Source organism: Mumia xiangluensis (assembly GCF_010994095.1).
Taxonomy (GTDB): Bacteria; Actinomycetota; Actinomycetes; order Propionibacteriales; family Nocardioidaceae; genus Mumia; species Mumia xiangluensis.
The window spans coordinates 562,942-585,832 of record NZ_WJYO01000003.1; the positions used below are offsets into that span (position 1 = coordinate 562,942).

General features: G+C 69.6%; 22 protein-coding genes. 7 read left to right on the plus strand and 15 right to left on the minus strand.

Annotation, left to right across the window (positions count from 1 at the left end; translation table 11 throughout):
* Window positions 1-49: 49 nt before the first annotated feature.
* From GH747_RS13040 to GH747_RS13050, 3 genes are read right to left on the minus strand one after another with little or no spacing between them, the layout of a single operon-like run.
* Entirely contained in the window at window positions 50-787 is a 738-nt protein-coding gene (locus GH747_RS13040) for an ABC transporter ATP-binding protein (protein ID WP_149769997.1), read from the minus strand.
* Complete coding sequence (locus tag GH747_RS13045) at window positions 787-2,640, minus strand: branched-chain amino acid ABC transporter ATP-binding protein/permease (RefSeq protein WP_149769998.1); 1,854 nt, start codon at window positions 2,638-2,640, stop codon at window positions 787-789. The genes GH747_RS13040 and GH747_RS13045 overlap by 1 nt, the downstream gene beginning before the upstream one ends.
* A gap of 2 nt (window positions 2,641-2,642) precedes the next feature.
* Window positions 2,643-3,506 (minus strand): branched-chain amino acid ABC transporter permease, encoded by an 864-nt coding sequence (locus GH747_RS13050; protein ID WP_149769999.1) that lies wholly within the window; start codon window positions 3,504-3,506, stop codon window positions 2,643-2,645.
* Window positions 3,507-3,714: 208 nt separating this feature from the next.
* On the opposite strand from GH747_RS13050, the gene GH747_RS13055 reads away from it, so the two are divergent.
* From GH747_RS13055 to GH747_RS13065, 3 genes are all read left to right on the plus strand, one after another.
* Window positions 3,715-4,917: an ABC transporter substrate-binding protein gene (locus GH747_RS13055; protein ID WP_149770000.1), complete on the plus strand. Its 1,203-nt coding sequence runs from the start codon at window positions 3,715-3,717 to the stop codon at window positions 4,915-4,917.
* A 165-nt stretch (window positions 4,918-5,082) separates the two neighbouring features.
* On the plus strand, window positions 5,083-5,526 hold the full coding sequence (locus GH747_RS13060) for a pyridoxamine 5'-phosphate oxidase family protein (RefSeq protein WP_149770001.1): 444 nt from the start codon (window positions 5,083-5,085) through the stop codon (window positions 5,524-5,526).
* Window positions 5,523-6,929 (plus strand): MFS transporter, encoded by a 1,407-nt coding sequence (locus GH747_RS13065; protein WP_149770002.1) that lies wholly within the window; start codon window positions 5,523-5,525, stop codon window positions 6,927-6,929. Before GH747_RS13060 ends, GH747_RS13065 begins: the two co-directional genes overlap by 4 nt.
* 20 nt (window positions 6,930-6,949) lie before the next feature.
* Here GH747_RS13065 and GH747_RS13070 read toward each other — a convergent pair whose 3' ends face one another.
* The gene (locus tag GH747_RS13070) at window positions 6,950-7,867 is read right to left on the minus strand and encodes a hypothetical protein (RefSeq protein ID WP_163695588.1); all 918 of its coding nucleotides are present in this window, start codon (window positions 7,865-7,867) and stop codon (window positions 6,950-6,952) included.
* Window positions 7,868-7,981: 114 nt separating this feature from the next.
* Between GH747_RS13070 and GH747_RS13075 the strand changes: the two genes are divergently transcribed.
* Window positions 7,982-9,061, plus strand: a complete 1,080-nt coding sequence (locus GH747_RS13075) for an aromatic ring-hydroxylating oxygenase subunit alpha (RefSeq protein WP_163695591.1) — start codon at window positions 7,982-7,984, stop codon at window positions 9,059-9,061.
* A 92-nt stretch (window positions 9,062-9,153) separates the two neighbouring features.
* On the opposite strand, the gene GH747_RS13080 is transcribed toward GH747_RS13075, so the two are convergent.
* Window positions 9,154-10,167: an MBL fold metallo-hydrolase gene (locus tag GH747_RS13080; RefSeq protein WP_163695595.1), complete on the minus strand. Its 1,014-nt coding sequence runs from the start codon at window positions 10,165-10,167 to the stop codon at window positions 9,154-9,156.
* Window positions 10,168-10,279: 112 nt separating this feature from the next.
* On the opposite strand from GH747_RS13080, the gene GH747_RS13085 reads away from it, so the two are divergent.
* The 3 genes from GH747_RS13085 to GH747_RS13095 are packed head-to-tail and all read left to right on the plus strand — an operon-like array spanning window position 10,280 to window position 14,063.
* The gene (locus GH747_RS13085; RefSeq protein ID WP_149770006.1) at window positions 10,280-11,299 is read left to right on the plus strand and encodes a DUF7064 domain-containing protein; all 1,020 of its coding nucleotides are present in this window, start codon (window positions 10,280-10,282) and stop codon (window positions 11,297-11,299) included.
* Window positions 11,296-12,339, plus strand: coding sequence for a phosphotransferase family protein (locus GH747_RS13090; protein ID WP_149770007.1), 1,044 nt, complete (start codon window positions 11,296-11,298; stop codon window positions 12,337-12,339). The genes GH747_RS13085 and GH747_RS13090 overlap by 4 nt, the downstream gene beginning before the upstream one ends.
* On the plus strand, window positions 12,336-14,063 hold the full coding sequence (locus GH747_RS13095) for a class I adenylate-forming enzyme family protein (protein ID WP_163695597.1): 1,728 nt from the start codon (window positions 12,336-12,338) through the stop codon (window positions 14,061-14,063). Before GH747_RS13090 ends, GH747_RS13095 begins: the two co-directional genes overlap by 4 nt.
* Before the next feature lie 16 nt (window positions 14,064-14,079).
* Here GH747_RS13095 and GH747_RS13100 read toward each other — a convergent pair whose 3' ends face one another.
* From GH747_RS13100 to GH747_RS13145, 10 genes are all read right to left on the minus strand, one after another.
* Entirely contained in the window at window positions 14,080-14,832 is a 753-nt protein-coding gene (locus tag GH747_RS13100) for a PaaI family thioesterase (protein WP_149770009.1), read from the minus strand.
* Between the two features lie 108 nt (window positions 14,833-14,940).
* Window positions 14,941-15,258 carry a DUF4286 family protein gene (locus GH747_RS13105; RefSeq protein ID WP_149770010.1) on the minus strand — a complete coding sequence of 106 codons (318 nt, stop codon included), beginning with the start codon at window positions 15,256-15,258 and terminating at the stop codon, window positions 14,941-14,943.
* 29 nt (window positions 15,259-15,287) lie between these two features.
* A complete protein-coding gene (locus GH747_RS13110; protein ID WP_149770011.1) occupies window positions 15,288-15,560 on the minus strand; it encodes a ferredoxin in 273 nt (90 codons plus the stop codon).
* Window positions 15,561-15,573: 13 nt separating this feature from the next.
* Complete coding sequence (locus GH747_RS13115; protein ID WP_149770012.1) at window positions 15,574-16,884, minus strand: NADH-ubiquinone oxidoreductase-F iron-sulfur binding region domain-containing protein; 1,311 nt, start codon at window positions 16,882-16,884, stop codon at window positions 15,574-15,576.
* A 10-nt stretch (window positions 16,885-16,894) separates the two neighbouring features.
* Window positions 16,895-17,290 (minus strand): Rieske (2Fe-2S) protein, encoded by a 396-nt coding sequence (locus GH747_RS13120; protein ID WP_149770013.1) that lies wholly within the window; start codon window positions 17,288-17,290, stop codon window positions 16,895-16,897.
* On the minus strand, window positions 17,291-18,439 hold the full coding sequence (locus tag GH747_RS13125) for an amidohydrolase family protein (protein WP_149770014.1): 1,149 nt from the start codon (window positions 18,437-18,439) through the stop codon (window positions 17,291-17,293).
* 44 nt (window positions 18,440-18,483) lie between these two features.
* Entirely contained in the window at window positions 18,484-19,560 is a 1,077-nt protein-coding gene (locus tag GH747_RS13130; protein ID WP_205602923.1) for an amidohydrolase family protein, read from the minus strand.
* A complete protein-coding gene (locus tag GH747_RS13135) occupies window positions 19,560-21,083 on the minus strand; it encodes an MFS transporter (protein ID WP_163695600.1) in 1,524 nt (507 codons plus the stop codon). Before GH747_RS13135 ends, GH747_RS13130 begins: the two co-directional genes overlap by 1 nt.
* Entirely contained in the window at window positions 21,080-21,988 is a 909-nt protein-coding gene (locus GH747_RS13140) for an alpha/beta fold hydrolase (RefSeq protein WP_205602924.1), read from the minus strand. The genes GH747_RS13135 and GH747_RS13140 overlap by 4 nt, the downstream gene beginning before the upstream one ends.
* 36 nt (window positions 21,989-22,024) lie before the next feature.
* On the minus strand, window positions 22,025-22,891 hold an 867-nt coding region (locus GH747_RS13145; RefSeq protein ID WP_149770017.1), incomplete at its 5' end, for an alpha/beta fold hydrolase.

Consider the following 22,891-nt stretch of genomic DNA (forward strand, 5'->3'; position numbering starts at 1 on the left):
CTCTTACGCAGTCTTGCTCGGTCACCGACACTAGCGCCTGGCGGCGTCGTCACGACGAATAGATGCCTCGCGCCACGTCATCGACGGAGAGGTTGGCAGCTGCGTCACGGAGCGTGACCCGACCGCGTTCGAGCACGATCACCTCGTCGGCGATACCGCCCAGCACCTCCTCGACCAGCTGCTCGACCAGGAGGATCGCCATACCCTCGTCGCGCAGCCGCTCGAGGCACTCGAACACCACGTCGACGAAGACCGGAGCGAGGCCCGACGACGGCTCATCGACGAGCAGCACCTTCGGCCGCGACGCGAGCGCGGTCCCGATCGCCAGCATCTGCTGCTGACCGCCAGAAAGGTCGGCTGCCCGCTGGTCACGGCGCTCCCCCAGGATCGGGAACCGGTCGTACAGCTCCGCCAGCGCGCTGTCGAACTGGGCACGCTTCACTCGGTTGCCCCGGAGCCCGAGAAGCAGGTTCTCTCGCACCGTGAGATCGCGGAAGACTCGCTTGCCCTCCTGCACCGCCGACATCCCGCGGGGAACCCGGCCCCACGGGGGAACCTCCGTCACGTCCTCTCCGAGCAGCCGCACACTGCCCGAGCGCAGCGGGAGGAGCCCGCACACTCCCGAGATCAGGGTCGTCTTCCCGGCGCCGTTGCGCCCGACGAGCGCGGTGATGCTGCCCGCCCGCAGCTCCAGCGACGCATCCCACACGGCGACGAGGTCGCCGTACGCCACGCTCACGCTGTCCACCTCGAGCTCAGGAGCGTCCACGTGCTTGTCCACCGTCATCAGCCGGCTCCCGTCTCGTTGGCGTCCGCGCTCGACGCGGCAGTCGACACGACCTCTGTGGACGGATCGCCACGACGGCCGAGGTAGCTGTCGATGACCCGCCGATCACGACGTACGACCTCCGGAGGGCCGGAGGCGATCACCGTGCCGAGCTCCATCGCGAAGACCTGGTCGGCGGTCTCCATCACGAACGGCACGTTGTGCTCGACCAGGACGACCGTGCCGCCTGAGTCGCGCGTGCGCCGCATCAAGAGGTCCAGCTCGCGCAGGCCCTCGTCGTCGAGGCCGGCGGCCGGCTCGTCCAGCAGCAGGACGTGCGGCTCTCCAGCGACGGCGCGTACGACTTCCAGGAGCCGGCGTGTGCCCAGCGGGAGCGACTGTGCGTCCTCGTGCGCGAGGTGCGCCAGGCCCGCGAACGACAAGGCTGCGAGTGCGGCTTCGCGGTCCTTGCGGCGAACCCGGTAGTGGACCGGCAGGCGCAGGATCGCTGCGATCAGGTTGAGGCCACCGTGACGGAGCCTTCCGGTCTCGACCACTTCCAGGACCGTCATGCGCTTGGGGATGAGCGGCGTCTGGAACGTGCGACCGACTCCGAGACGTGCCACCTTGTTGGCCTTGAGTCCGACGAGGTCGACGCCGTCGAGCTGGATCGTTCCCGCGTCAGGGTGCAGCACACCGGACACGGCATTGAGCAGCGTCGTCTTGCCAGCACCGTTTGCGCCGATGATCGCGGTGATCGTGCCGGGTTCCACCGTCAGGTCGACGCCGTTGAGCGCCTTGAGACCGGCGAACGCCTTGGTCACTCCGCGAACTTCGAGTCTCTGCCCTGGGATCGAGAGCACCGCCAGGCTCGCCTCCGCCTCGACGCTCTTGATCTGCGACGGGCGGGCGAGGTAGCGGCGATCGAGCTTCGTGATCACCCGGCGAGCGATGCCGGCGAGGCCGGCGGACAGAGCGATCCCGACCACGATGAGGAACACGCCGTATGCAGCAACGGAGTAGCGCTCGAACGATGCGGCCTGCAAAGGTCCGAGCACGAGGATCGCTGCGCCGACCGGCGCACCCCACACGCTGTCGGCTCCACCGAGCACCGTGGCCGCGAGCAACGCGATCGTCAGTGTCATGGTGAACGATTCCGGACTGATGAACCCCGCCATGTAGGTGTAGAAGACGCCCGCGATGCCCGCCGGCAGCGCACCGATGACGTACGCCTGGACCCTGAGCCGATAGACCGAGCCTCCGAGCGTCTCCGTCAGAGTCGGACTGGCTGACAACACCCGCAGGATGGTGCCGAAGCGCGACACCACCATGTTCCGGAAGATGATCATCCAGATGAAGGTCAGGGCGATCGTCACCTGGAAGAACTCCGGCCCGTACAGCACGCGTCCGAACAACGTCGGCCCGATGATGCCGGGGAGCCCTGCGCTGCCACCGGTGACACCGTGGAAGATCGAGACCATGCTGGGGATCAGCAGGATGAAGAAGAACGACACCAGCGCGAGAGACCAGTGGCTCAGCCGCAGTCCGGGGATGCCGGAGACCAGCCCCGCGACGGCCGCGACCACGACTGCCGCGCCGATCGCGAGCAGGATGTCGGTGTAGCCCTCGTTGTACAGGATGGCGGCCACGTAGGCGCCCGCCGCGAACACCGCGACCTGTCCGAGGGCCAGCTCGCCGGCGTACCCGAAGCTGAGGTTCAGGCCGCTGCAGACGAGCGTGTAGACCGCGATCAGCATCACCTGGCGCTGCCAGTAGAGATCCAGTCCGAACAGCGGCAGCTCGATCACGACGATGAACACGAGCACGGCGACGAAGGGCGTGCTGATCGTGAGGGTCCGAAGCTTGTCGAGCATGGTCACACCGTCCTGACGCCGCGTTGACCGAAGAGGCCGCTGGGTTTGAGAAGCAGGATGAGCAGGAGCAGCCCGAAGAGCAGCAACGGCGGGTACTCGACACCCAGGTAGCGGTTGCCGAACGCCTGGACGAGCCCGATGACCATCCCCCCGACGATCGAGCCCAGGAAGCTGCCGAAGCCGCCGACTGCCAGGGCGACGAATCCGAAGACGGTCAGGGTGATCGTGATGCCGACGCTCGCACCGGTCTTCGGGACGAGAACCGGGCCGAGGAGCCCTGCCAGGGCTCCTGCGAGAGCGAACGAGCCCGTACGCAGGGCCGCCACGTTGATCCCTCGTACCTTCGCCGCGTCAGGATCGCTGGTGGCACCACGAGCAGCGAGACCCCACAGGCTTCGTCGGGCGAAGAGATGGAACCCGACGCCGACGCCGACCGCGATGACGATGAGCCAGACGTCGACCGGCGAGATTCGGCCGCCGAGGAGCGTGAACGACTCCTGCCCGCCGAAGAAGGGGACCGACCGCGGCTCGTCACCCCAGGTCGCCATCAGGACGCCCTCGATCACGACGAGCGCGCCGACTGTCGTGACCAGGAGCGCGTGAGAGTCCTTGTTGATGACCGGCCTGATCGCGACCAGCTCCTCCACCACCGCCACCAGCGCTCCGAGGACGGCGCCGCTCAGCGCCGCTGCCCACCACGGCATGCCCTGCTCGACCACGACGAACCAGGTGAAGAAGCCCGCAAGGACGACGAGCGCTCCGTGGGCGAAGTTGAACGTTCCACCGAACGTCATCGTGATGTTGTAGCCGATCGCGATCAGTGCATACACCGCACCGACCGACAACCCAGCCCAAACGACGGTCATGAGTGCACCCCTGTCATACGGAGGTCAGCTGCCCAGCGGGTTCGCCGGTTCCCCGAACCATATGACTTCGGTCACCCCAAATCAACTAAATGATTAGGATCCGAAGTCGTGAACTTCCCTTGACGCTCGTCGAGAGGTGTGGTTAGGGTCACATCTGAATCATATAGAGGTTATATGGTCACAGACTTCGCGGGAAAGGATCTGCAAAATGAGGTTGGAACGCACTGCGCTGTTCGGCACACTCGCCGCCGCGCTGCTGATCGTGAGCGGCTGCGCCAGCTCCGATCCCGAGGGTTCCGACTCGTCGTCGGAGGCCGAAGGCCCGATGGTGATCGAGAGCTTCCAGGCCCTCAGCGGGCCGGTCGCTCCTGTCGGCGAGGCGATGTCGATCGGCAACAAGGCGGCGGTCGCCGTGATCAACGCCGACGGAGGTGTCCTCGGCGAGCCGCTCGAGCTGAACATCACCGACAGCGGCGGCAGCCCTGACCAGCTGGCCGCCAAGCTACAGGAGCTCCTCGCCGGCGGGAAGCCTCACGCGGTCCTGCCGGGCAGCGCGTCGGAGATCCCGGCCGGGATCCCGATCCTCGACAACGCGAAGGTGTTCACGTCGCAGCACTTCACCGCCGACACCTTCAACGACCCGAAGGAGTATCCACTCGTCTTCGGCAACGCTCACACGATCCCCGACTACGTCGCGAGCTTTGTCGGCAAGCTGAAGGCGGACGGCTACACGAGCGTCGGAGTGCTGAACTCTGATGACGCCTCTGGCCAGGCGTTCCAAGCGGTGGCCAAGCCGGCGCTCGAGGAGGCCGGCATCGAGGCGACCTTTGCAGCCGTCTCCCCGAGCGCGGTGGATGCCACCCCGCAGATGCAGCAGGTCCTCTCGGACGATCCTGACGCTCTCGTGCTCGCGGGCTACTTCCCCGGCGCCACGGCAGTCGTCGCGGCACGGGCCAAGCTGGGCACCGACATTCCGACCATCTCCGCGCAGACCTTCTCCGCCAACAACCTCGACTCGATCGCCGAGCCCGAAGCGCTGGAGGGCATCGAGTTCCAGCAGCTCGCGGCCAACGTGAAGGGTACGCCGCAGACGGAGTCGGAGGCCTTCAAGAAGTTCTACGAGGCGGTGAAGAAGGAGGCCGGCGGCACGCTGCCGTTCCCGATCAACACCTACCTCGTCGCGTACGACGACGTGGTGCTGGCCGCGTACGCCGCCGAGCTCGCCGGCAGCTTCGACCCCGAGAAGATGACGGAGGCCCTGGAGAAGGCGAGCCCGGAGGACATGCCGAACTACGTGATGCCGGTCGGTTTCTCACCCGAGAACCACTTCCCGAACGTCACCGAGGACGACTTCGTCTTCGTGCCGTACTCGCCGACCGAGAACGGCCTGGTCGTGCCGGCCGGCGGCTGATCGGCCTCGCGAAACCCCCGGACGAGCGGGGCTGCTCCGAGCGGAGCGGCCCCGCTCGTTCTCTGTCCGACCCTCGCGTCAGGACTGCGCTAGAGACGGTTCTCAACCAACTACTTGGTCGAGTACAGTCCCAAGGAGACACCTGCGACCCCAGGAGCACGCAACATGGGAATCACCCTCGACGCCTCGGAGCGGGCCACCCTCGTGGGCACGCACGGCGAGGGCATCCTCGCCACCACGACGCCCACCGGAGCCCCGGTCCCCCTCCCGGTCTGGTACGTCGTCGTCGACGACGTCCCCTACGTACGCACGCCGCGCACCGCGAAGCGTGTCCGACACATCGAGGCGAACCCTCGGGTCTCGCTGCTGGTGCATGCAGGACGCGCGTGGAGCGAGCTTCGCGGCGTGCTGATCGGAGGTCGCGCCGAGATCGTGGCGGACCCGGAGCTCGCCGAGCGCATCAAGCAGATCCTGGACGAGCGCTTCGCCGGGCTCCTCCCGCCTCCCCTTCCGGACAAGGTCGCGGGTGCGTACGCCGAGACCGTCATCCTCCGCATCTCCCCCGACCGGGAGCCCGTCAGCTGGGACAACCGGAAGGTGCGCCTGTGAGCGAGCGACTGCGCGGGCCGGCGACGTACGCGGTCCTCATGTCGGCCGTCACGGCATTCGCCCTGCTCCAGGCGATGGTCATCCCGGTCCTGCCGGCGATCCAGCACGCCCTGCACGCGGACGCGCGCAGCGTCTCGTGGGTCGTCAGCGCGTACCTGCTCGCGGCAGCCGTCGCGACACCGATCGTCGGACGCCTCGGCGACGTCTACGGCAAGAAGCGGACGCTCGTCACCGTCCTCGCGGTGCTCTCGGTCGCCTCGCTCGTCGCCGCGTACGCACCGAGCCTCGAAGTGATGGTCGCGGCCCGGGTCCTGCAGGGCGTCGGTGGTGGCGTGATGCCGCTCTCGCTCGGCATCGTCCGTGACGAGTTCTCCGCGGAACGCACGTCGGCCGCGGTCGGGACCCTCGCCGCACTCGGAGGGATCGGCGCCAGTGTGGGGCTGGTTCTCGCCGGCCCGCTGGTGGACCTCCTCGGCTATCGCGCGCTGTTCCTCGCCCCCATGACGTTGACGGCGATCACCGCCGTGGTCGCGGCGATCGTGGTCCCCCGCTCGCCGAGCGGATCAGGCGGGCTGTCCTGGCTCCCCGCGCCCTTCCTCAGCCTCAGCGTCGCCGCCTTCCTGCTCGCGACGACCCAAGGGACCGCATGGGGGTGGCTCGATCCGCGCACACTCGGTCTCTACGGGGCTGCCGTGGTGGTCGGCGCGCTCTGGGTCAGGCTGGAGCGGCGCGCCGAGCACCCCGTCATCGACCTCGACATGCTGCGGCTCCCGGCGGTGCGATCGGCCAACGTCGTCTCCTTCCTTTTAGGCCTCGCCATGTTCGGGGTCTACTCGTACGTGCCGCAGCTCCTGCAGACGCCCCGGACGACCGGCTACGGCCTCGGGGCGACCGTCTCCGAATCGGGCCTCGTCCTTGCGCCGATGGCCGCTTGCGTCTTCCTCGGCGGCATCGCCTCGGCCCGCCTGACTAGGAGGTACGGCCCGCGTCGCGTGGTCATCGGAGCGAGCATCGTCATGGCGCTGTCGCTGCTGACCCTGGTCGCCGCACGGTCGCACGCGTGGGAGATCGCGCTGACTCTCACGGCGTACGGCTTCACGCTCGGCGTCAACCTGGCAGCCTTGTCGACCCTCGTCGTGGTCTCGGTCGACCCGGGGCAGACCGCCGTCGCGAGCGCGGTGAACTTCAACGTCCGCAACATCGGCGGCGCGGTCGGGGCGGCGGCGATGGCGACCGTCGTCACCGCCGGCCTGAGGGCGGACGGCCTTCCGCAGGAGTCCGGGTACGTCGTCGGCTTCGTCGTGCTGGCCGCCACCATGCTCGTCGCGAGCGTCCTGGCCATGGCGCTGCCGCGCACGCGCGCGGTCGCGCCAGCAGCGCAGGCTCCCTCACCGGCGGTCTGAACCGTCTTGGCGCCCCGGGCTCAGAAGGTCTCGGGGATGCCGGTGCCGACGACCGACGGCGCGTTCGGGGACGACACCCGCCCGACCTGCTCGAGGAGCCCGAAACCGGTCACCCCGGATCGTGAGACGTCGTACGGGGTGAACGCCCGGCGTACCCACCCCTGCCCGTCGGCGCTCGCCCGGACGAATGCGAGGTGCTGGTCGAGGCTGCGGTAGCCGCCGGTGACGGTGTAGCCCCCGGTCGAGCTGGGCGTTCCGTCGAGCTGGCAGATCATCCGCGTCGGGATCCGACGCGATGGCCCCTCCACGTTCAGCACCGACACCGTCAGCGGGCTCGTCACCGTGCGCTCCTGGAACGCACCCGGGCCGACCGCGCCCGGCTCCTGCGGTGCGGTGGCGAGCATCGCCGAGCCGTCCTGGAACGCCGCGATCAACCGCGTCCCGTCCTCGGTGCCGCTCGCCGCGAAGCCGGTCGCGCCCACCCACGCCTGGCCCCGTACGGATGCCACGACGCTGCCCGCTGCGACGGAGCCGCTGGCGCGATACACCTCGGAGCCGACGAGCCCGCCGTCGGCGAACGCGCGCTGCCGCGGGACGGGCAGCGAGATCGGCCCGAGCGACAGGTCCACCGTGACAGGCACCCGGAACTCGGCGGCGGCGCCCGCAAGGTGCTCAGCGGGCTCCAGGTCCTGCGCGGTGTGCACCGACACTCGTACGCGCTGGGCGCGGCCATCCACCGTCCAGCTCACGTCAGGGTGATGGCTCGCGGTCACGAAGTCACGGTCGTACCAGAGCGTCACCCCGTCAGCCATGAAGACGAGCACGCGGTCCAGCGACAGCTGGCGCCCTCGCGTCACGGCGATGGCGACGACCGTCCCCGAGACGTCGTCCATCAGGATCACGTCGGCCGACCCTCCGACCTCAGCTGCAGTGGTCACTGCGTCCCCTCTCCGCTCGCCGACGACGGGGGCCCGTTTGACTCCGCGCTCGTCGTACCGCATTATAACCAACTAACCAGTGGGTTGGGATTACACGAGTTCGGAGACGTGAGAATGAAGGATTGGCCGTACGACGTTTTCGCCACAGGGTGGTATCAGATCGGGTACTCGGCAGAGCTTGCCCCGGGTGATGTGCGCCCGGTCAAGTTCTTCGACCAGGAGCTGGTCCTGTTCCGGTCGGAACGCGGAGAGGTCTCGCTCCTCGACGCCTACTGCGCCCACCTCGGCGCGCACCTCGGGCACGGCGGACAGGTCAAGGGCGACTGCATCGAGTGCCCGTTCCACGGATGGTTGTGGAACACCGACGGGTCCCTCGAGGGGATCCCGTACGCGCCGAACGCCACACGCAAGGTCGCGCTGGACCGGTGGCACACCGCCGAGGTCCAGGGCCTGCTCCTCGTCTGGTACGACGGGCACGGCCGTGCGCCGTTCTGGGAGTACCCCGGCGTCCCCGAGTACGGCGACCAGGAGAACTTCTACCCGATCTACCCGTACGGCGCCGACCACGTCGGGGTGCGCAAGATCATCACCCAGATGCCGATCGAGAACACCCCCGACTACTTCCACTTCCCCCTCGTCCACGGGACCGGCCAGCCCGGCCGGCCGCTGCTGTGGGAGGAGAAGGGCGAGTACCTCCACACGCGCATGGGCTACTGGTTCGGGTACGGCAAGTCGACGACCTGGCTCACCCCCGACGGGCCCGTGGACGGCGAGACGGAGACCGAGGCGTGGGGGCTCGGGCTGTCGCTCGCGCGCTTTCACATCGGCGACTTCATCACCGCCCAGATGACCGCGACGACGCCGGTCGACAAGGAGCACTCGCAGATCTTCTGCACGATGGCGGTCTCGCGCGAGCCGGGGAGCTCGATGGACGACCCGCCGACCGGACGCGCTGAGCAGATGCTCCGCTTCCAGGACGCGCAGATCCGCCGCGACTTCGCGATCTGGGAGAACCAGAAGTACATCGAGCACCCGCCGTACGCCGGCGGCGAGGAGATCTACTACTCGGCTTTCCGCCGCTGGTCGAAGCAGTTCTACTTCGACAAGCCGTACCGCGACGGGAAGCGGCTCGAGGGCGACCAGCGCAAGGCGGAGGACTGGACCGTCCCCGTCTACGACCACAACCCCGTCTGACACACAGGACCGGACGAGACCCGACGTCGTCGCCAGCCCGTGGCGACGGCGTCGGGTCTGTTCTTGTGGCCCGTGCATCGTCGGGTGGTGCGTCAGGCGAGGTCGTACACGTCGAGGTCCGGGTCGGCCGCCTGCTGGACGCGGCCCCGCATCGACAGCACCTCCAGGTGCGCCCGCGTCTCCTGGACCGCCATCAGCTGGTCCATCGGCCCGAGCGAGTCGAGGGCCCGCTCGCGCTTGGTCCACGGCACCTGCTTGGCCACCTCGTACGCCGTGCGGGCCCCCGCGGCCACGGCCTCGCCGCACTGGTCGAGGCGGATCTCATGGTGCCGCAGCAGCTCGTCCACACGCTCGTGGACGCTCGCCCCCGCGACCCCGTGCGCCGGGAGCATCGCGGCGTCGGGGCGCCTGCGGATGCGGGTCAGCGAGTCGAGATAGTCGGCGAGCGACCGGTGGAGGTGGTCGGTCGGCTCGGAGCCGACGGCGGGTGTGATCCGCGGCAGGACGTGGTCGCCGGTGAACAGCACACCGATCTCGTCGCCGGCGAAGCAGACGTGCCCGCGGGTGTGCCCGGGAGTCTCGACCGCCTCCACCTCCAGGTCTCCGAGGAGCACGACGTCGCCGTCGTGGAGCCACCCGGTCGGCTCGGCGTACAGCGCGACGTCGACGTCGGACCGTGCGTGCGACTCCACCATCGACCGCGGCACCCCGCAGCGCTGCAACGAGACCCCGAACTCGGACATGCCGCGTTCCCGGTCGAGGATCAGCGCGAGCGAGTGCCGCTCGCCCGACCCGAGAAGGATCTCGCACCGCGTACGCCGCATCAGCTCGACGGCAAGCGTGTAGTGGTCGGGGTGGATGTGCGTCACGACGATCGTGCCGACGTCCCCGAGTCCGGCGCCGAGGGCGGCGAGCCCACGCTCGAGGTCGCCCATCGCGTCACCCGCGAACCACCCGGCGTCGACGAGACCCACCGAGCGGTCTCCGACGACGGCGTAGACGTTCGTGGCGGCCAACCCCTCGCCAGGCATCTCGACGGGGATGCGGTGCACCCCGGGCGCCACGGTCTCGTACGTCACGTCCGCCCACGCGTCCCGATCGGTCATCGTGCCTCCTGCGTCTCTGGCCAGCGGCTCACCCGGCCTCCCGCGCTTGACAGCGGGGTCCGGCGTGCCTAGGTTACCAACCATTCGGTTGGCTAATTGCAGGAGGGTTGGCATGGGCATGCTCGCGGAGTCGATCGCCCCGGAGCACGAGTTCCGACACACGCCGAACGACGATCCGGCGTACAACGAGAGCACGTACTACAACTTCTCCTCGGTCGCCTCCGGCATCACCGGCTGGGTCAGGGTCGCGATGCAGGCCAACCAGCCCGCAGGCCAGGCGTCCGTCCTGCTCTTCCTGCCGGACGAGACCCTCTTCGGCCACGAACGGACCCGCGAGGTGACCGTCGACCAGATCAAGGCCGGCGGCCTGGAGATCGACATCCTCGAGCCGCACGCACGCCAGCGTCTCCGGTACGAGGGAGAGCTCGCGTCGTTCGCCGACCCCCGTGTGCTCACCGAGCCGCGGGCCGCGTTCAAGGAGGCACCCCGCCGGCAGGTGACGCTCGATCTCGCCGTCCACGCCCACGGGCGGTCGTTCGGGACGAACGGCGACGACCCCGACAAGTACCTCGAGTCGACCATGGCGTGGGGACACTTCGAGCAGTTCATCGGGGTCGACGGCACCATCACCGTCGACGGAACCGCCTACCCGCTCGAGAAGGCGGCCGGGCTGCGCGACCACTCGTGGGGACCACGCGACTGGGCCGGCCCGCTCTGGTACCGCTGGATCACCGCGTCCCTCGACGACCGCAGCGCGCTCATGGTGCTGCAGGTGGCACGTCGCGACGGCCAGATCACCCGCGAGGCCGCGGTCGTCCGCGAGGGCGTCCTGAGCGAGGCCTCGTTCGACGACGTCGAGGTCACGTGGACACCGGACGGCTTCGGCGAGCGGGTCGTCTGCGAGGTGCAGACCGCCGAAGGCCCCGTGACCCTGACGGCCACCGCGCGCCCGCCGGCGACGTACGTCCCGCTCCGGCACAACCGTCCGGGCGATGACGGGACGGTGCTCGAGACCCGCATCGGATACGCCGCGTACGAGTTCACCACGGGCGACGGCCGGCGAGGCTCCGGCATCGTCGAGATCCTCGACCAGCTGGAGGACGGCCTGCCGATCGGGATGTCGTCACGATGACGACGTCCACGCGGCCCACGGCGCTCCCCGCCGAGGTCGAGGCCTGGCTGGCCCGCGGTCTGCCCGAGGCCGTCCCCCCGTTCCGGGTCGAACGCATCACCGGCGGCTACAGCATGCTGACGTCCCGCGTGATCGACAGTGCGGGACAGGTCTGGGTGCTGCGCCAGCCGCCACGCGGACAGGCCGGCGGCGGCGCCCACGACCCCGACCGTGAGTCGCGCACGATGTCCGCCCTGTGGGAGACCGACGTCCCGGTCCCGCGGGTACGGATGACGGGCACGGCCGAGGACCCACTCGGCGTCCCGTGCCACGTCACCGACTTCGTGGACGGCTTCGTCGTGACGGGGGCCGCGCAGGCCGAGCAAGTGTTCGACGCCGCAACGCTGCGGGTCGCCACGACGAACCTCACGACCGCGCTCGCCGCCCTCCACGCTGTCGATCCCGAGACCGTCGGGCTCGCCGACCTCGGGCCGAAGGAGAACTACAACGGGCGCCAGATCCGGCGCTGGGGGTCGATCCTCGCCGCGATCGCCGAGACCGCGAGCCCGGAGGTCACCCAGCACCTCGCCGCGCTGCGCGCTCTCGGCGACGTCCTCGCGCGGCGTCTCCCGACCGATACCGCGGGCCGCCTCGTCCACGGCGACTACCGACTCGGCAACACGATCACGGCACCGGACGGGACGATCCGCGCGATCCTCGACTGGGAGCTGGTCACCCGCGGCGAACCGTTGGCCGACCTCGGATCGCTGCTGGTCTTCTGGGACGCTCCCGCCGAGGCGATGCTCGGGACGCCGCCGCCCACGACGGCGCCCGGATCGCTGCGACCCGACGAGGTCGTCGAGACGTACGTGGCCGCGACCGGCGCCTCCGTCGACGACCTTCCCCTCTATCGCTCCCTCGCAAGCTGGCGGCTCGCGTGTCTCTGCCTGCGGACGGCCGTCCGGTTCCGCGCCGGCGCGATGGGCGACGACACGGACTCCGGTGCCTTCCTGCGGACGACCGACCTGTGGGCCGAGCGCGCGGCCGAGGAGCTGTCGTGAGCGCCCGCACGGAGACGCCCTCCCCGCCCGTGTCGGCGACGGAGCTGGACGTGCGCGAGGCGCTGCTGGCTCCCGGCGCCCCGTACGAGCTCGTCGAGACGGTCGCCGGCGGGCGGACCGTGCGGGTCTACCGGCACGCTCCCGCCAGCCTGCGCGCCGTGCTCGAGGGGGTACGAGCGCACGGCGACCGGGACGCCCTGGTGTACGAGGCGGAGCGGCTGACGTACCACGACCTGTACACCCAGGTCGCCACCCTGGCACACGTGCTGCGCGACGACCTCGGCGTCACGAAGGGCGACCGGGTCGCGATCGCGATGCGCAACGTCCCCGAGCTCGTCATCACCTTCTGGGCGGCCCACGCCCTCGGCGCGATCGCCGTGCCCCTCAACGCGTGGTGGACGGGCAGCGAGCTGCAGTGGGCGGTCGAGGACTGCGCGCCCGCAGTCCTCGTCGCCGACGGGGAGCGCTGGAAGCGGCTGCGCACGGCCGCCGGCTCCGACGACGCCCTCCCCACGACGGTCGTGACCCGTACGGACGAGGCCGTCCCCGCACCCCACCGGCGCTGGGACCGACTGCTCGCGAGCGCCCCGTCGTACGACGCCCTGCCCCCGTGCGACGTCGAGCCCGACGATCCCGCCACGATCATCTACACGTCCGGGACGACGGGTCGACCGAAGGGCGCGCTGGCGACCCACCGCAACCACACGACGCTCATGATGACGGTGGGGTTCCAGGCCGAGGTCGGGCGGCAGATCGCCGGCGACGACGCCGTGGCGCCGACGCCCACCGCCCAGCCGGCGATGCTGAACCCGTTCCCGTTGTTCCACATCGGCGGTGTCTCGTCGGTCTACAACGCCGCCGCGGGCGGGATGAAGATGGTGCTGATGTACCGATGGGACACCGACGAGGCGCTCGGCCTGTGCGTCCGCGAGGAGATCACTGCGCTGGTCCTGGTCCCGACGATGCTGCGCCGGCTCCTCACCTCGCCTGCGCTCCCCGCGTACGACCTCTCGCGGGTGTCCTCCATCGGCATCGGAGGCTCGCCGGGCGCGACCGAGCTCGTCGACCTCGTCCTCCGCCGTGTCGGGCCGCAGGTGTCGATCAACCACGGGTACGGCATGACCGAGACGACGTCGTCGGCGGTGCAGCAGAGTGGCGCCGCAGTCCGTGCGAACCCGCAGGTCGCGGGGCTCCCCGTCCCAGGCGCGGAGGTCAAGCTCGTCGACGACTCCGGCTCAGAGGTCGCGACCGGCGAGGTCGGCGAGGTGTGGGTCCGCGGACCCCAGGTCGTGGCCGGCTACTGGACGCCAGGCGAGACCGAGTCGGCCTTCTCCGACGGCTGGTTCCACTCCGGGGACCTGGGCGTCTTCGACGCCGCGGGCCGGCTGCGCCTCGTCGATCGGTTGAAGGACGTCGTCATCCGCGGCGGGGAGAACGTCTACCCCGCCGAGGTCGAGCGGGTGCTGGGCGCGCACCCCGACGTGGCCGAGGTGGCCGTGGTCGCCGTTCCGGACCCGGACCTCGGAGAGGCGGTCGCCGCCGTCGTCGTCCCGCACGAGGGTGAGCAGGTCGACGTCGACGCGCTGCGTACGCTCGCGTCGGCGGAGCTGGCCGCGTTCAAGGTGCCGAGTGTCTGGCACGTCCGTCACGCCCCGCTCCCGCGCAACCCCAGCGGCAAGGTGCTGAAGCGCGACGTCCGCGACTGGGCCTCCGCCGCCCGCTGACTCCGACAGGCCGACGTCAGGTCACCGAGGGGTCGAGGGAGACGTCGCCGTCGAGCGCGTCCACGGGCGGGCGCTTCGGCCAGATCGCGTCCGACCCCTCGAGCCAGCGCGGCAGGACGAGGAGCGCCTCCGCCTCGGCAGTGAGGTTGCCGTCGCCGTCGTGGCACGTCGCGTGCATGCGGCGCTTACGGCCGTCGACGACCTCCAGCCAGGCGTCGACGGTCACGGTGCCGAGCGGGATCGGACGCCGGTAGGCCACGGTCAGCTCGGCCGTCATGCCGACCTGCCCCACCGCGGCCGCCGCCTCGGTGAACAGCTGGTCGAACACGAGCGCGAGAACCCCGCCGTGGACGCACCCAGGCGGCCCCTCGTACAGCGCGCCGAGCTCCAACGTCGCGCGTGCACCCCGGTCGTCCCAGAACATCGCCCGGGCGCCGACCGCGCAGGCGAACGGGTTCCGCAGACCGAGCACGGCATTGCCGTGCTCGCGCGCCCCGCCGTCGTGACCGAGCTCGATGCCGAAGGACCGCTCGCGCGCCGACGTGAGCAGCCGCGCGGTCACGGCGCGCACCTCGGCCGCAACCGCCCCGACCTCCTCGAGGTCGACCTCGGTCCTCAGCTGCGCGTCGCACAGCTCTCGTACGGCCTCGGTGAGCGCCGCGTACGCCCGGTCTCTGCGGGCCAGCTCCGCCGGCGCGAGCAGCGTCCTCGAGTACGTGACGAGGCCGGTCTGCCGATCGTCATCCGTGGACGGATCTCCGTTCGTCACCGGCGCTCCGCTCGCCCGTGGTCGCTCCCGCGCGCGTTCCTCTGTCGTCTCAGCACGTTCCCAGGCTAGGACCGCAGAGGTAGGTAGTCAACCAACTGGTTGGCTGATTTAGGGTTTCGGCGGGAACGTCGTGTAGACCGCCACCGACGTTCGCTCGTCCATCGCAGGGCTGGGCTCGATGCCCGCCGCTCCGAGAGCCGCGAGGGCGTCGGGGACCGGCCCCTCGATCTCGTAGATCGCGACGTACCGGAAGCCGGCATCACCGCCGTCGTCCACCGGCTGGTCGAGCGCCACGTAGCGCCGCGCCCCGACGAAGCCAGGGACGCGCAGGATCTCCGGCACGTGCTGACCGGAGTACCACGCGTTGAACTCGTCCTCCCGCCCGCCGACAGGGTTCGTCTTGACCACCATGATCGCGTTCGTCATCAGTGCTGGCTCCTCTTCAGGGGTTCGGGCTACGTGCCGGCGACCACGGGTGGCGCGACCACAGGGTGCGCGGCCTTCGGCGACGGCGGGGGTGGCGGTGGTGCCGTGGCAGGCAACGCGAGGATCGCGTGGACCGGGCAGTCCAGCAGCGCGCGCCGCACGCCTTCCTCGTCCTCCGGCGCGACGTCTCCCGTCCCGACGAGCGAGACGTAGCCCCACTCGTCGAGCGAGAACGTCTCCGGCGCATGGTCGGCGCAGATGCCGAATCCGTCGCAGAGGGTTCGGTCGAGCTTGATCTTCACCGCGGGGGTCTCCTCACTGTGCTCGGCTCGCCACGGGCAGTGCCACGACGAACGGTGGATCGGACAGTCGGTCTCCGGCCGAGCCGCAGATGACGCAGCCGCCGTCGAGGTGTGCTGAGACCAGGTCGGGGAACTCCCTCAGCAGGCTCGCCGCCACGTTCGTCGCACCGTCGAGGGTGCCGCACGCCCCTCGCCCGCGCAGGAACGAGGACCAGTAGCGCAGCCGCTCGACGTCGGACTCCTCCGCCTGGTGGTCGGAGAGCGCCCCGAGCACGGCGCTCATCGCCGCCGTTCCGTTGAAGCACGACCCGCACTGGCCGGCGTTCTCACGGGCGAAGTACGCCATCACCGCGGCCGAGACGGTCACCGGGCAGAGCGTCGACGAGATCACGGCGACCGCACCGCACCCGAGCCCGGAGGCCGCGGCCTTCATCGCGTCGTAGTCCAGCGGGACATCGAGCGCGTGCGGCCCGATGACACCGGAGAAGTAGCCGCCCATGAGGAATCCGCCGACGGCCTCGACGTCCTCTCCCAGCCACGTCAGCACCGAGCGGAGGGTCTCGCCGAACGGCACCTCGTACAGCCCTGCGGAGCGGCACCCGGTGAGGGTGAGCAGGAACGTGCCCGGCGAGGTGTCGGTGCCGGCCTCGCGGTAGCGCGCCGGCCCCAGCCGCTGGACCAGGGGGAGGTTGGCCAGCGTCTCGACGTTGCTGACCATCGTCGGGCGACCGCCGACGCCCTCCTCGAACGGGCGCGGCGGCTTATCGGTCGGCAGCGCGGGGCCGCCATTCAGGGCCTGGACGGCGGCGGTCTCCTCCCCAGCCACGTACGCCGGCTCCACGACGGTCACCGTGACACGGCCGTCCCAGACCCCGCTCTCGGCGAGCTCGTCGAGCGCCAGCTCCATGCTCAGGGCACCCGCCCGGTCGGAGACGTAGAGGTGGAGGTCGTCGCTGCCCGCCATGACCGCGGCGAGCCGGAGCCCGTCGAGGACGAGGTGCGGCCGACGGCGCAGCAACCACCGGTCCTTGATCGAGGCGGGCTCACCCTCCTCGCCGTTGGCGACCACGACCGGCGTGCCGTTCGCACGGACGGTCGCGATCTTCTGGCTGATCGGGAAGGCCGCCCCGCCGCGGCCCCGTACGCCGGACTGGAGGACGTCGTCCAGCAGCCGGTCGGCATCGTCGACCGGCGCATAGCCTCCGGTCGCGAGGTAGGCGGCGAGGTCCTCGCGCTCGTCGAGTCCCGTGAGGAGACGTGGCTCGATGCTCGGGTACGACGCGACCACCTCCATGGCGACGGCGTCGTCTGCTGTCAGGCTCATCGATGTCCTCTCATGCCGTCACGATCACGTTCTCGCCGTCGACCCGGACGGGGTAGGTGCGGATGCTCCACTCCGGCTTGACCGCGGTCGTCCCGGTCGCGAGCTCGAAGCCCCACTGGTGCCAGGGGCAGTAGATGAACTCGCCGTCCCGGACCTCCGCGGCGCCGCCGGGCTGCTCCGCGTCGACGACGGTCTGGCCGTGCGTACGACCGCCGCAGAGCGGACCGCCCTCGTGGGGGCAGTAGTTGGCGATCGCGTAGAACTTGCCGTTGACGTTGTAGACGCCGACGCCGTAGCGCCCGATCGGGACGACCTTCGATCCTCCGGGCGCGATCTCGTCCACGGTCGCGACCACGTGCTCGCGCCCCCGGGCGAGCGGCGCCCGGACGGTCTCTCTCTCGCGCATCTAGTACGGCCTCTTCTGTCCGGGCAGAGCAGGGACGGTGCTCGGCAGGTGGAAGAGATCGATCGAGTTCTGGAACATGATCTTGTCGCGCCACTGCTCGGGCATGTGCTTCGCCACCCACTGGGGGTCGTCGAACGTCCAGTGCGGGTAGTCCGACGAGAACAGCAGGAGCTTGTCGGCCTCCATCCACTCGAGCGCGTTCGTGAGCTCGAGCTTGTCCTCGGGATAGTCGAGCGGCTGGGTCGTGAACCAGATGTGGTCCTTGACGTACTCCGACGGCTTGCGCTTCAGGCCGTTCTCCGGTCCCCGCGCCGCGTAGATCGCGTCCATGCGCCACATCAGCGGCAGGATCCAGTTGAAGGCGTGCTCGATCAGCACGATCTTCAGCGTCGGGAACCGGTCGAAGACGCCGTCGAAGATCAGGCTCATGACCTGGTTCGCGGCGAGCATCGAGTACGAGACCATGAGGTCGTGGTTGTAGGTCATGAAGCCGACCGGTGACATCGGGAGCTCGTTGTGCTGCCCTCGCCCGAGGTGGCACGCGACCGGGATGTCGTGCCGCGTCGCCGCTTCCCAGACGGGGTCGTACTTCGGGTGTCCCCACGACGGGCGCGGCTCGGCGTTGATGAGGACCTGGGACATGTAGGGGTGTCCCACCCAGTGCTCGATCTCCCGCGCACCCTCCTCGGGCATCTCGATCGCGGCGCAGATCGAGCCGCGGTAGCGCTGGTGCCAGTTGTTCTCGCTGTCCAGCCAGCACGTGTCCTGCCACTTGTTGTACGCCGCGGCGAGCTCGTGTGCCTCTTCGTCGGTCTGCCCACCGTTGGGGAGCGGACCGAGGATCGCGATGTCGGAGCCGGCGTCCATGATGAGCTGCCGGAACGTGAGGTCGGGATCGGACCCGGCGAAGTTGCCGTCGTCGGGGAACGAGTCCGTCCTCATCGCGAAGGCGTGGTTGTAGTCGGGCGCGTCGTAGTACACCGGGTTGCCTGCCATCGCGCTGCGCTGCGCGAGCAGGGTGCGGAGCCTGTCCGAGATGAACTGGTCGATCTCCCCGTACCGCGGGGTCGGGTGGACATCGCTGTCGACCACCCGGACCTGCACCTGCTCGGAACCGACCTTGCGTTCGTGCGTCGTGTCGATCGTCATCTGTCTCTTCCTCTCGTGGAGTGGCCGATCGTGGATCGTTCAGGTCAGGCGGGTGCCGGCACGGCGGCATCGAGCCCGTACAGCTTGGCTGCGTTGCCACCGAGCACCTTCGCCCGCTGGTCGTCGCTCCAGGCCCGGGGAAGGTCGTCGGGACCGACCGTCTGCCAGCTCGGGTAGCTCGAGCCGAAGAGGAGCATGTCCTCCTTGCCGGTCATCCGGAGCCACTCGTCGGCGAAGTCGGCGTCGCCGGGTCCGTCGAGCAGTCCGTTCACGAAGTAGACGTGGTCGGGCAGGTAGGAGCTCGGGATGTTCGGCGACCACGGCGTCTGCTCCAGGTGGGGCCTGCCGAAGGTGTCGAACCGCCAGATGAACGGCGTCAGCATGTCGGCCGCCCCGTCGGTCCACACCACCTTCAGATCGGGGAACTCCTGGAAGACCCCCTCCGCGATCATGTTGAGGAGGTGCCAGACGAACGTCATCGGCTGGTACGCCGCGAGGTGCGAGTACGTCCGCGTGATGCCCGACGGCGTCGGCGGGTGCGTGATGCCCGCTCCCATCTCCAGGTGGATCGCGATCGGGAGGTTGGCGTCGCACGCGGCCCGCCACAGGGGCTTGAAGTGCGACCGCCCGTACGGCTCCTCGGTCTGCATCGGGAGTCCGATCTGCACGATCCGCGGGTGACCCTTCCAGCGCTCGATCTCTCTCACCGCGCCGTCGATGTCGCGCGGGTTGACCCGGATCGTCCCGCGGAACCGGTCCGCGTAGGTGTCGGACTCCAGCCACCGCTCGACCAGCATCTGGTTCGTGGCTGCGAGGATCGCCGTGCCGAGGTGCCAGTCGGGGAGGATCGACGCTGCCGTCATCGGGTGCAGGATCGCGAAGTCGAAGCCTCGGTCGTCCAGGATCACCTTGCCGACCTGCTCGGGGTCGGATCCCGGGTGCGAACCGTCGGGGTTGTCGGAGCCCTCGACGTATCTCGGGCCGGGCGGGGCGAACCAGGGGACGTCGACGTGCGGGTAGCCCCGGCTCTTGAAGGGCTCACGCAGGTAGGTCCGCAGGTCCGCGTCGGACTTGAAGAACACCTGGACGCTCGCGTCGATCAGGTGTCCACGGGGTGCCATCATCTTGACCTCACTCTCTTTCTCGGGATGCCAGTCGTTGTCGGGGCGAATGGGAAGCAAATTATTGCTCCGGTTAGGGGAACTGCAGTTGACGACGATGCCGGGACCGCATCGCGCTCCACGTGCTCGTGGTCGCGCGGGATGAACCACACCAGGACGGTCGCGGCCAGCCCCGCGCCGGCGAGCACCCAGCACGTGATGTGGATGGTGGTGGGCGTGGGGACCTCGTGGCCCGCCACGACGACCGCCGTCGCCGTCGTCAGGGCCGCGAGCGCCGCGGTGGACGCCGAGGTGCCGATCATCCGGCACAGCGAGTTCACGCCGTTCGCCGACGCCGTGTGACGTCGTGGAACCGCCGACATGATGATCATCGGCATCGCCGCCATCGCCAGCGTGCTGCCCGCGCCGATCAGCACAGACCCGAGAACGACGTGGACCACCGAGTCGTCGAGGACCACGCGCAGCGAGTAGGCGACCGCCATCGTGAGCGAGCCGGCCAGCAGGACGAGGCGTCCGCCGTACCGTCGCAGCAGCAGACCGAGCATCGGGGCGGCGACCACGAAGACCGCGGCAGGCAGCGCCATCGCCAGACCGGTCTGGCCAGCCGTGAGCCCGAGCCCTGCCTCGGTCTCGGCCGGGCTGCCGAACTGCAGCGACGCGAGCAGCAGGTTCGAGAGGAGCCCCAGCGCGATGATCATCGAGGCGATGTTCGTCAGGAGAACCGGGCGACGAGCGGTCAACCTCAGATCGATCACCGGCTCGTGCGTGCGCAGCTCCCAGGGAACCCATACGGCGAACGCGACCACGGCCGCGACGAGGAAGGAGAGCGTCGTCGCGCTCCCCCAACCCCAGGTGTTCCCCTGGGAGAGGACAAGAAGGAGCGGCACCAGTCCCATGGCCAGCAGGGCGGCGCCGACCCAGTCGAACCGCTCCTTCTCGCCGGCGGACTCGCCGCGCGGGAGGAGCCACCAGGCCGCGAGCGCCAGCAGACCGGCGAACCCTGAGACGAGCCAGAACAGCGAGCTGTAGCCGAGCGAGCCGTACAGCAGCCCCGCCAGCGGGAGCCCGACGGCCGACCCGATCCCGAGGGTGGCGCTCACCAGGGCGATACCAGAGCCGACGCGTTCGGGGGGAAGGACATCCTTCAGGATGCTCATCGAGACCGGGAGGACCGACGCGGTCACGCCCTGCAGCGTGCGGCCGACGAGCGCCACGACGTAGTCCTCGGTGAGCGCGAGCAGGACCGATCCGACGAGGAGCACGCCGAGCGCGAGGACGACGAGACGTCGCTTGCCGTACATGTCGGCGAGCCGGGACACGATCGGCGTCGCCAGCGCCCCGGCGAGCATCGTCGCCGTGATGATCCACGATGCCCCGACCGTCCCGACCCCGTAGATCTCGGGGAGCTGTGACACGAGCGGCAGCAGCAGTGTCCCCTGCAACGCCGCGAGGACCCCCGTGACGGCGAGCACGCCGACAGTCGCCCAGGGCGGGACAGGATGACGGTCTCGGGTACGGATCACGCCACGGCCCCGCCGGTGCTCTGCTCGTCGATGAAGGCGAGGAAGGATGGCGCGCCGTCGACCCAGAACTCGAAGCCGACCTCCTCGCCGCTGCGCCGTCGTAGGCCACGCTGCTCCCAGGCGTCCTCGGGCCACGGAGGCTCGATCAGCCGCGCACCCTCGATCAGCGACAGCACCTCCCGCGACGTCCGCGCCGGGTGGTCGTAGTCCTTCGCACCACCACGCACGATCAACGTCGGAACCTGCACCTGCGCGAACTCCCAGTCAGCCACCCCCGGGATCGCCTCGTTCGCCTTCGGGATGTACGCATCGAACCAGCGCTCCATCACCCGCTCGAACTCCTCGGCCCCGACCTCCAGCAGACGCTCCTTGTTCCGAGGATTCGCCTCGCACAGATCCGCCCAGCTCCCCGCCGCACCAGGAATCGACAGCACCGCCTCGATCCCCCCGGCCCGAACCGCCCGAAGCTCCGGCAGCACGTACACACCCGCCAGACTCATCGTGGAGAACGTGCCCCCGACGATGCACCAGGTCAACAGCTTCGTGACCTTCTCCGGATACATCATCGTGAACACGATCATGTCCCGCGCCCCGCCCGATCCACCGGCCGCGACGACCTTCTCGATCCCGAGCTTCTCGAGCATCACCCCGAGCGTCTCCGCCCGCATGTGCGACTCCGACCGCCCGTACAGCTGAACGTCCGACCGCCCACAGTTCGGCCGATCCCACAGCAACACCCGCTTGCCACCCGCAGCCAACGCCTCCGCCAGCTCATGGACACCGCCGTAGTCCTTGCTGAACCGACCACCCGGCGTCAGCACGACCACCTCACCGTCCTCCGGCCCGACGAACTCGTACACCACGACCCCGCCGTTGACCTCGACCTCGGCATCGGGCATCGCCATCTCCCCTCCTCGACGGTGTCGACTACTCGCGGATGCTCACTCGTCGATGAAGGCGAGGAACTCGGGCGCGCCCAGCTGCCAGAAGTCGAACAGGCTGCCGCGACCCTGTCCGGTGGCCACCGCGGCCTGCTCCCAGGCGTCCTCGGGCCACGGAGGCTCGATCAGCCGCGCACCCTCGATCAGCGACAGCACCTCCCGCGACGTCCGCGCCGGGTGGTCGTAGTCCTTCGCACCACCACGCACGATCAACGTCGGAACCTGCACCTGCGCGAACTCCCAGTCAGCCACCCCCGGGATCGCCTCGTTCGCCTTCGGGATGTACGCATCGAACCAGCGCTCCATCACCCGCTCGAACTCCTCGGCCCCGACCTCCAGCAGACGCTCCTTGTTCCGAGGATTCGCCTCGCACAGATCCGCCCAGCTCCCCGCCGCACCAGGAATCGACAGCACCGCCTCGATCCCCCCGGCCCGAACCGCCCGAAGCTCCGGCAGCACGTACACACCCGCCAGACTCATCGTGGAGAACGTGCCCCCGACGATGCACCAGGTCAACAGCTTCGTGACCTTCTCCGGATACATCATCGTGAACACGATCATGTCCCGCGCCCCGCCCGATCCACCGGCCGCGACGACCTTCTCGATCCCGAGCTTCTCGAGCATCACCCCGAGCGTCTCCGCCCGCATGTGCGACTCCGACCGCCCGTACAGCTGAACGTCCGACCGCCCACAGTTCGGCCGATCCCACAGCAACACCCGCTTGCCACCCGCAGCCAACGCCTCCGCCAGCTCATGGACACCGCCGTAGTCCTTGCTGAACCGACCACCCGGCGTCAGCACGACCACCTCACCGTCCTCCGGCCCGACGAACTCGTACACCACGACCCCGCCGTTGACCTCGACCTC

Excerpts from the sequence above, each read along its gene's own strand:
- GH747_RS13040 (WP_149769997.1), bottom strand. The coding sequence starts at position 787 with ATGACGGTGGACAAGCACGTGGACGCTCCTGAGCTCGAGGTGGACAGC.
- GH747_RS13045 (WP_149769998.1), bottom strand. The coding sequence starts at position 2,640 with ATGCTCGACAAGCTTCGGACCCTCACGATCAGCACGCCCTTCGTCGCC.
- GH747_RS13050 (WP_149769999.1), bottom strand. The coding sequence starts at position 3,506 with ATGACCGTCGTTTGGGCTGGGTTGTCGGTCGGTGCGGTGTATGCACTG.
- GH747_RS13055 (WP_149770000.1), top strand. The coding sequence starts at position 3,715 with ATGAGGTTGGAACGCACTGCGCTGTTCGGCACACTCGCCGCCGCGCTG.
- GH747_RS13060 (WP_149770001.1), top strand. The coding sequence starts at position 5,083 with ATGGGAATCACCCTCGACGCCTCGGAGCGGGCCACCCTCGTGGGCACG.
- GH747_RS13075 (WP_163695591.1), top strand. The coding sequence starts at position 7,982 with ATGAAGGATTGGCCGTACGACGTTTTCGCCACAGGGTGGTATCAGATC.
- GH747_RS13080 (WP_163695595.1), bottom strand. The coding sequence starts at position 10,167 with ATGACCGATCGGGACGCGTGGGCGGACGTGACGTACGAGACCGTGGCG.
- GH747_RS13085 (WP_149770006.1), top strand. The coding sequence starts at position 10,280 with ATGGGCATGCTCGCGGAGTCGATCGCCCCGGAGCACGAGTTCCGACAC.
- GH747_RS13090 (WP_149770007.1), top strand. The coding sequence starts at position 11,296 with ATGACGACGTCCACGCGGCCCACGGCGCTCCCCGCCGAGGTCGAGGCC.
- GH747_RS13105 (WP_149770010.1), bottom strand. The coding sequence starts at position 15,258 with ATGACGAACGCGATCATGGTGGTCAAGACGAACCCTGTCGGCGGGCGG.
- GH747_RS13115 (WP_149770012.1), bottom strand. The coding sequence starts at position 16,884 with ATGAGCCTGACAGCAGACGACGCCGTCGCCATGGAGGTGGTCGCGTCG.
- GH747_RS13120 (WP_149770013.1), bottom strand. The coding sequence starts at position 17,290 with ATGCGCGAGAGAGAGACCGTCCGGGCGCCGCTCGCCCGGGGGCGCGAG.
- GH747_RS13125 (WP_149770014.1), bottom strand. The coding sequence starts at position 18,439 with ATGACGATCGACACGACGCACGAACGCAAGGTCGGTTCCGAGCAGGTG.
- GH747_RS13130 (WP_205602923.1), bottom strand. The coding sequence starts at position 19,560 with ATGGCACCCCGTGGACACCTGATCGACGCGAGCGTCCAGGTGTTCTTC.
- GH747_RS13140 (WP_205602924.1), bottom strand. The coding sequence starts at position 21,988 with ATGGCGATGCCCGATGCCGAGGTCGAGGTCAACGGCGGGGTCGTGGTG.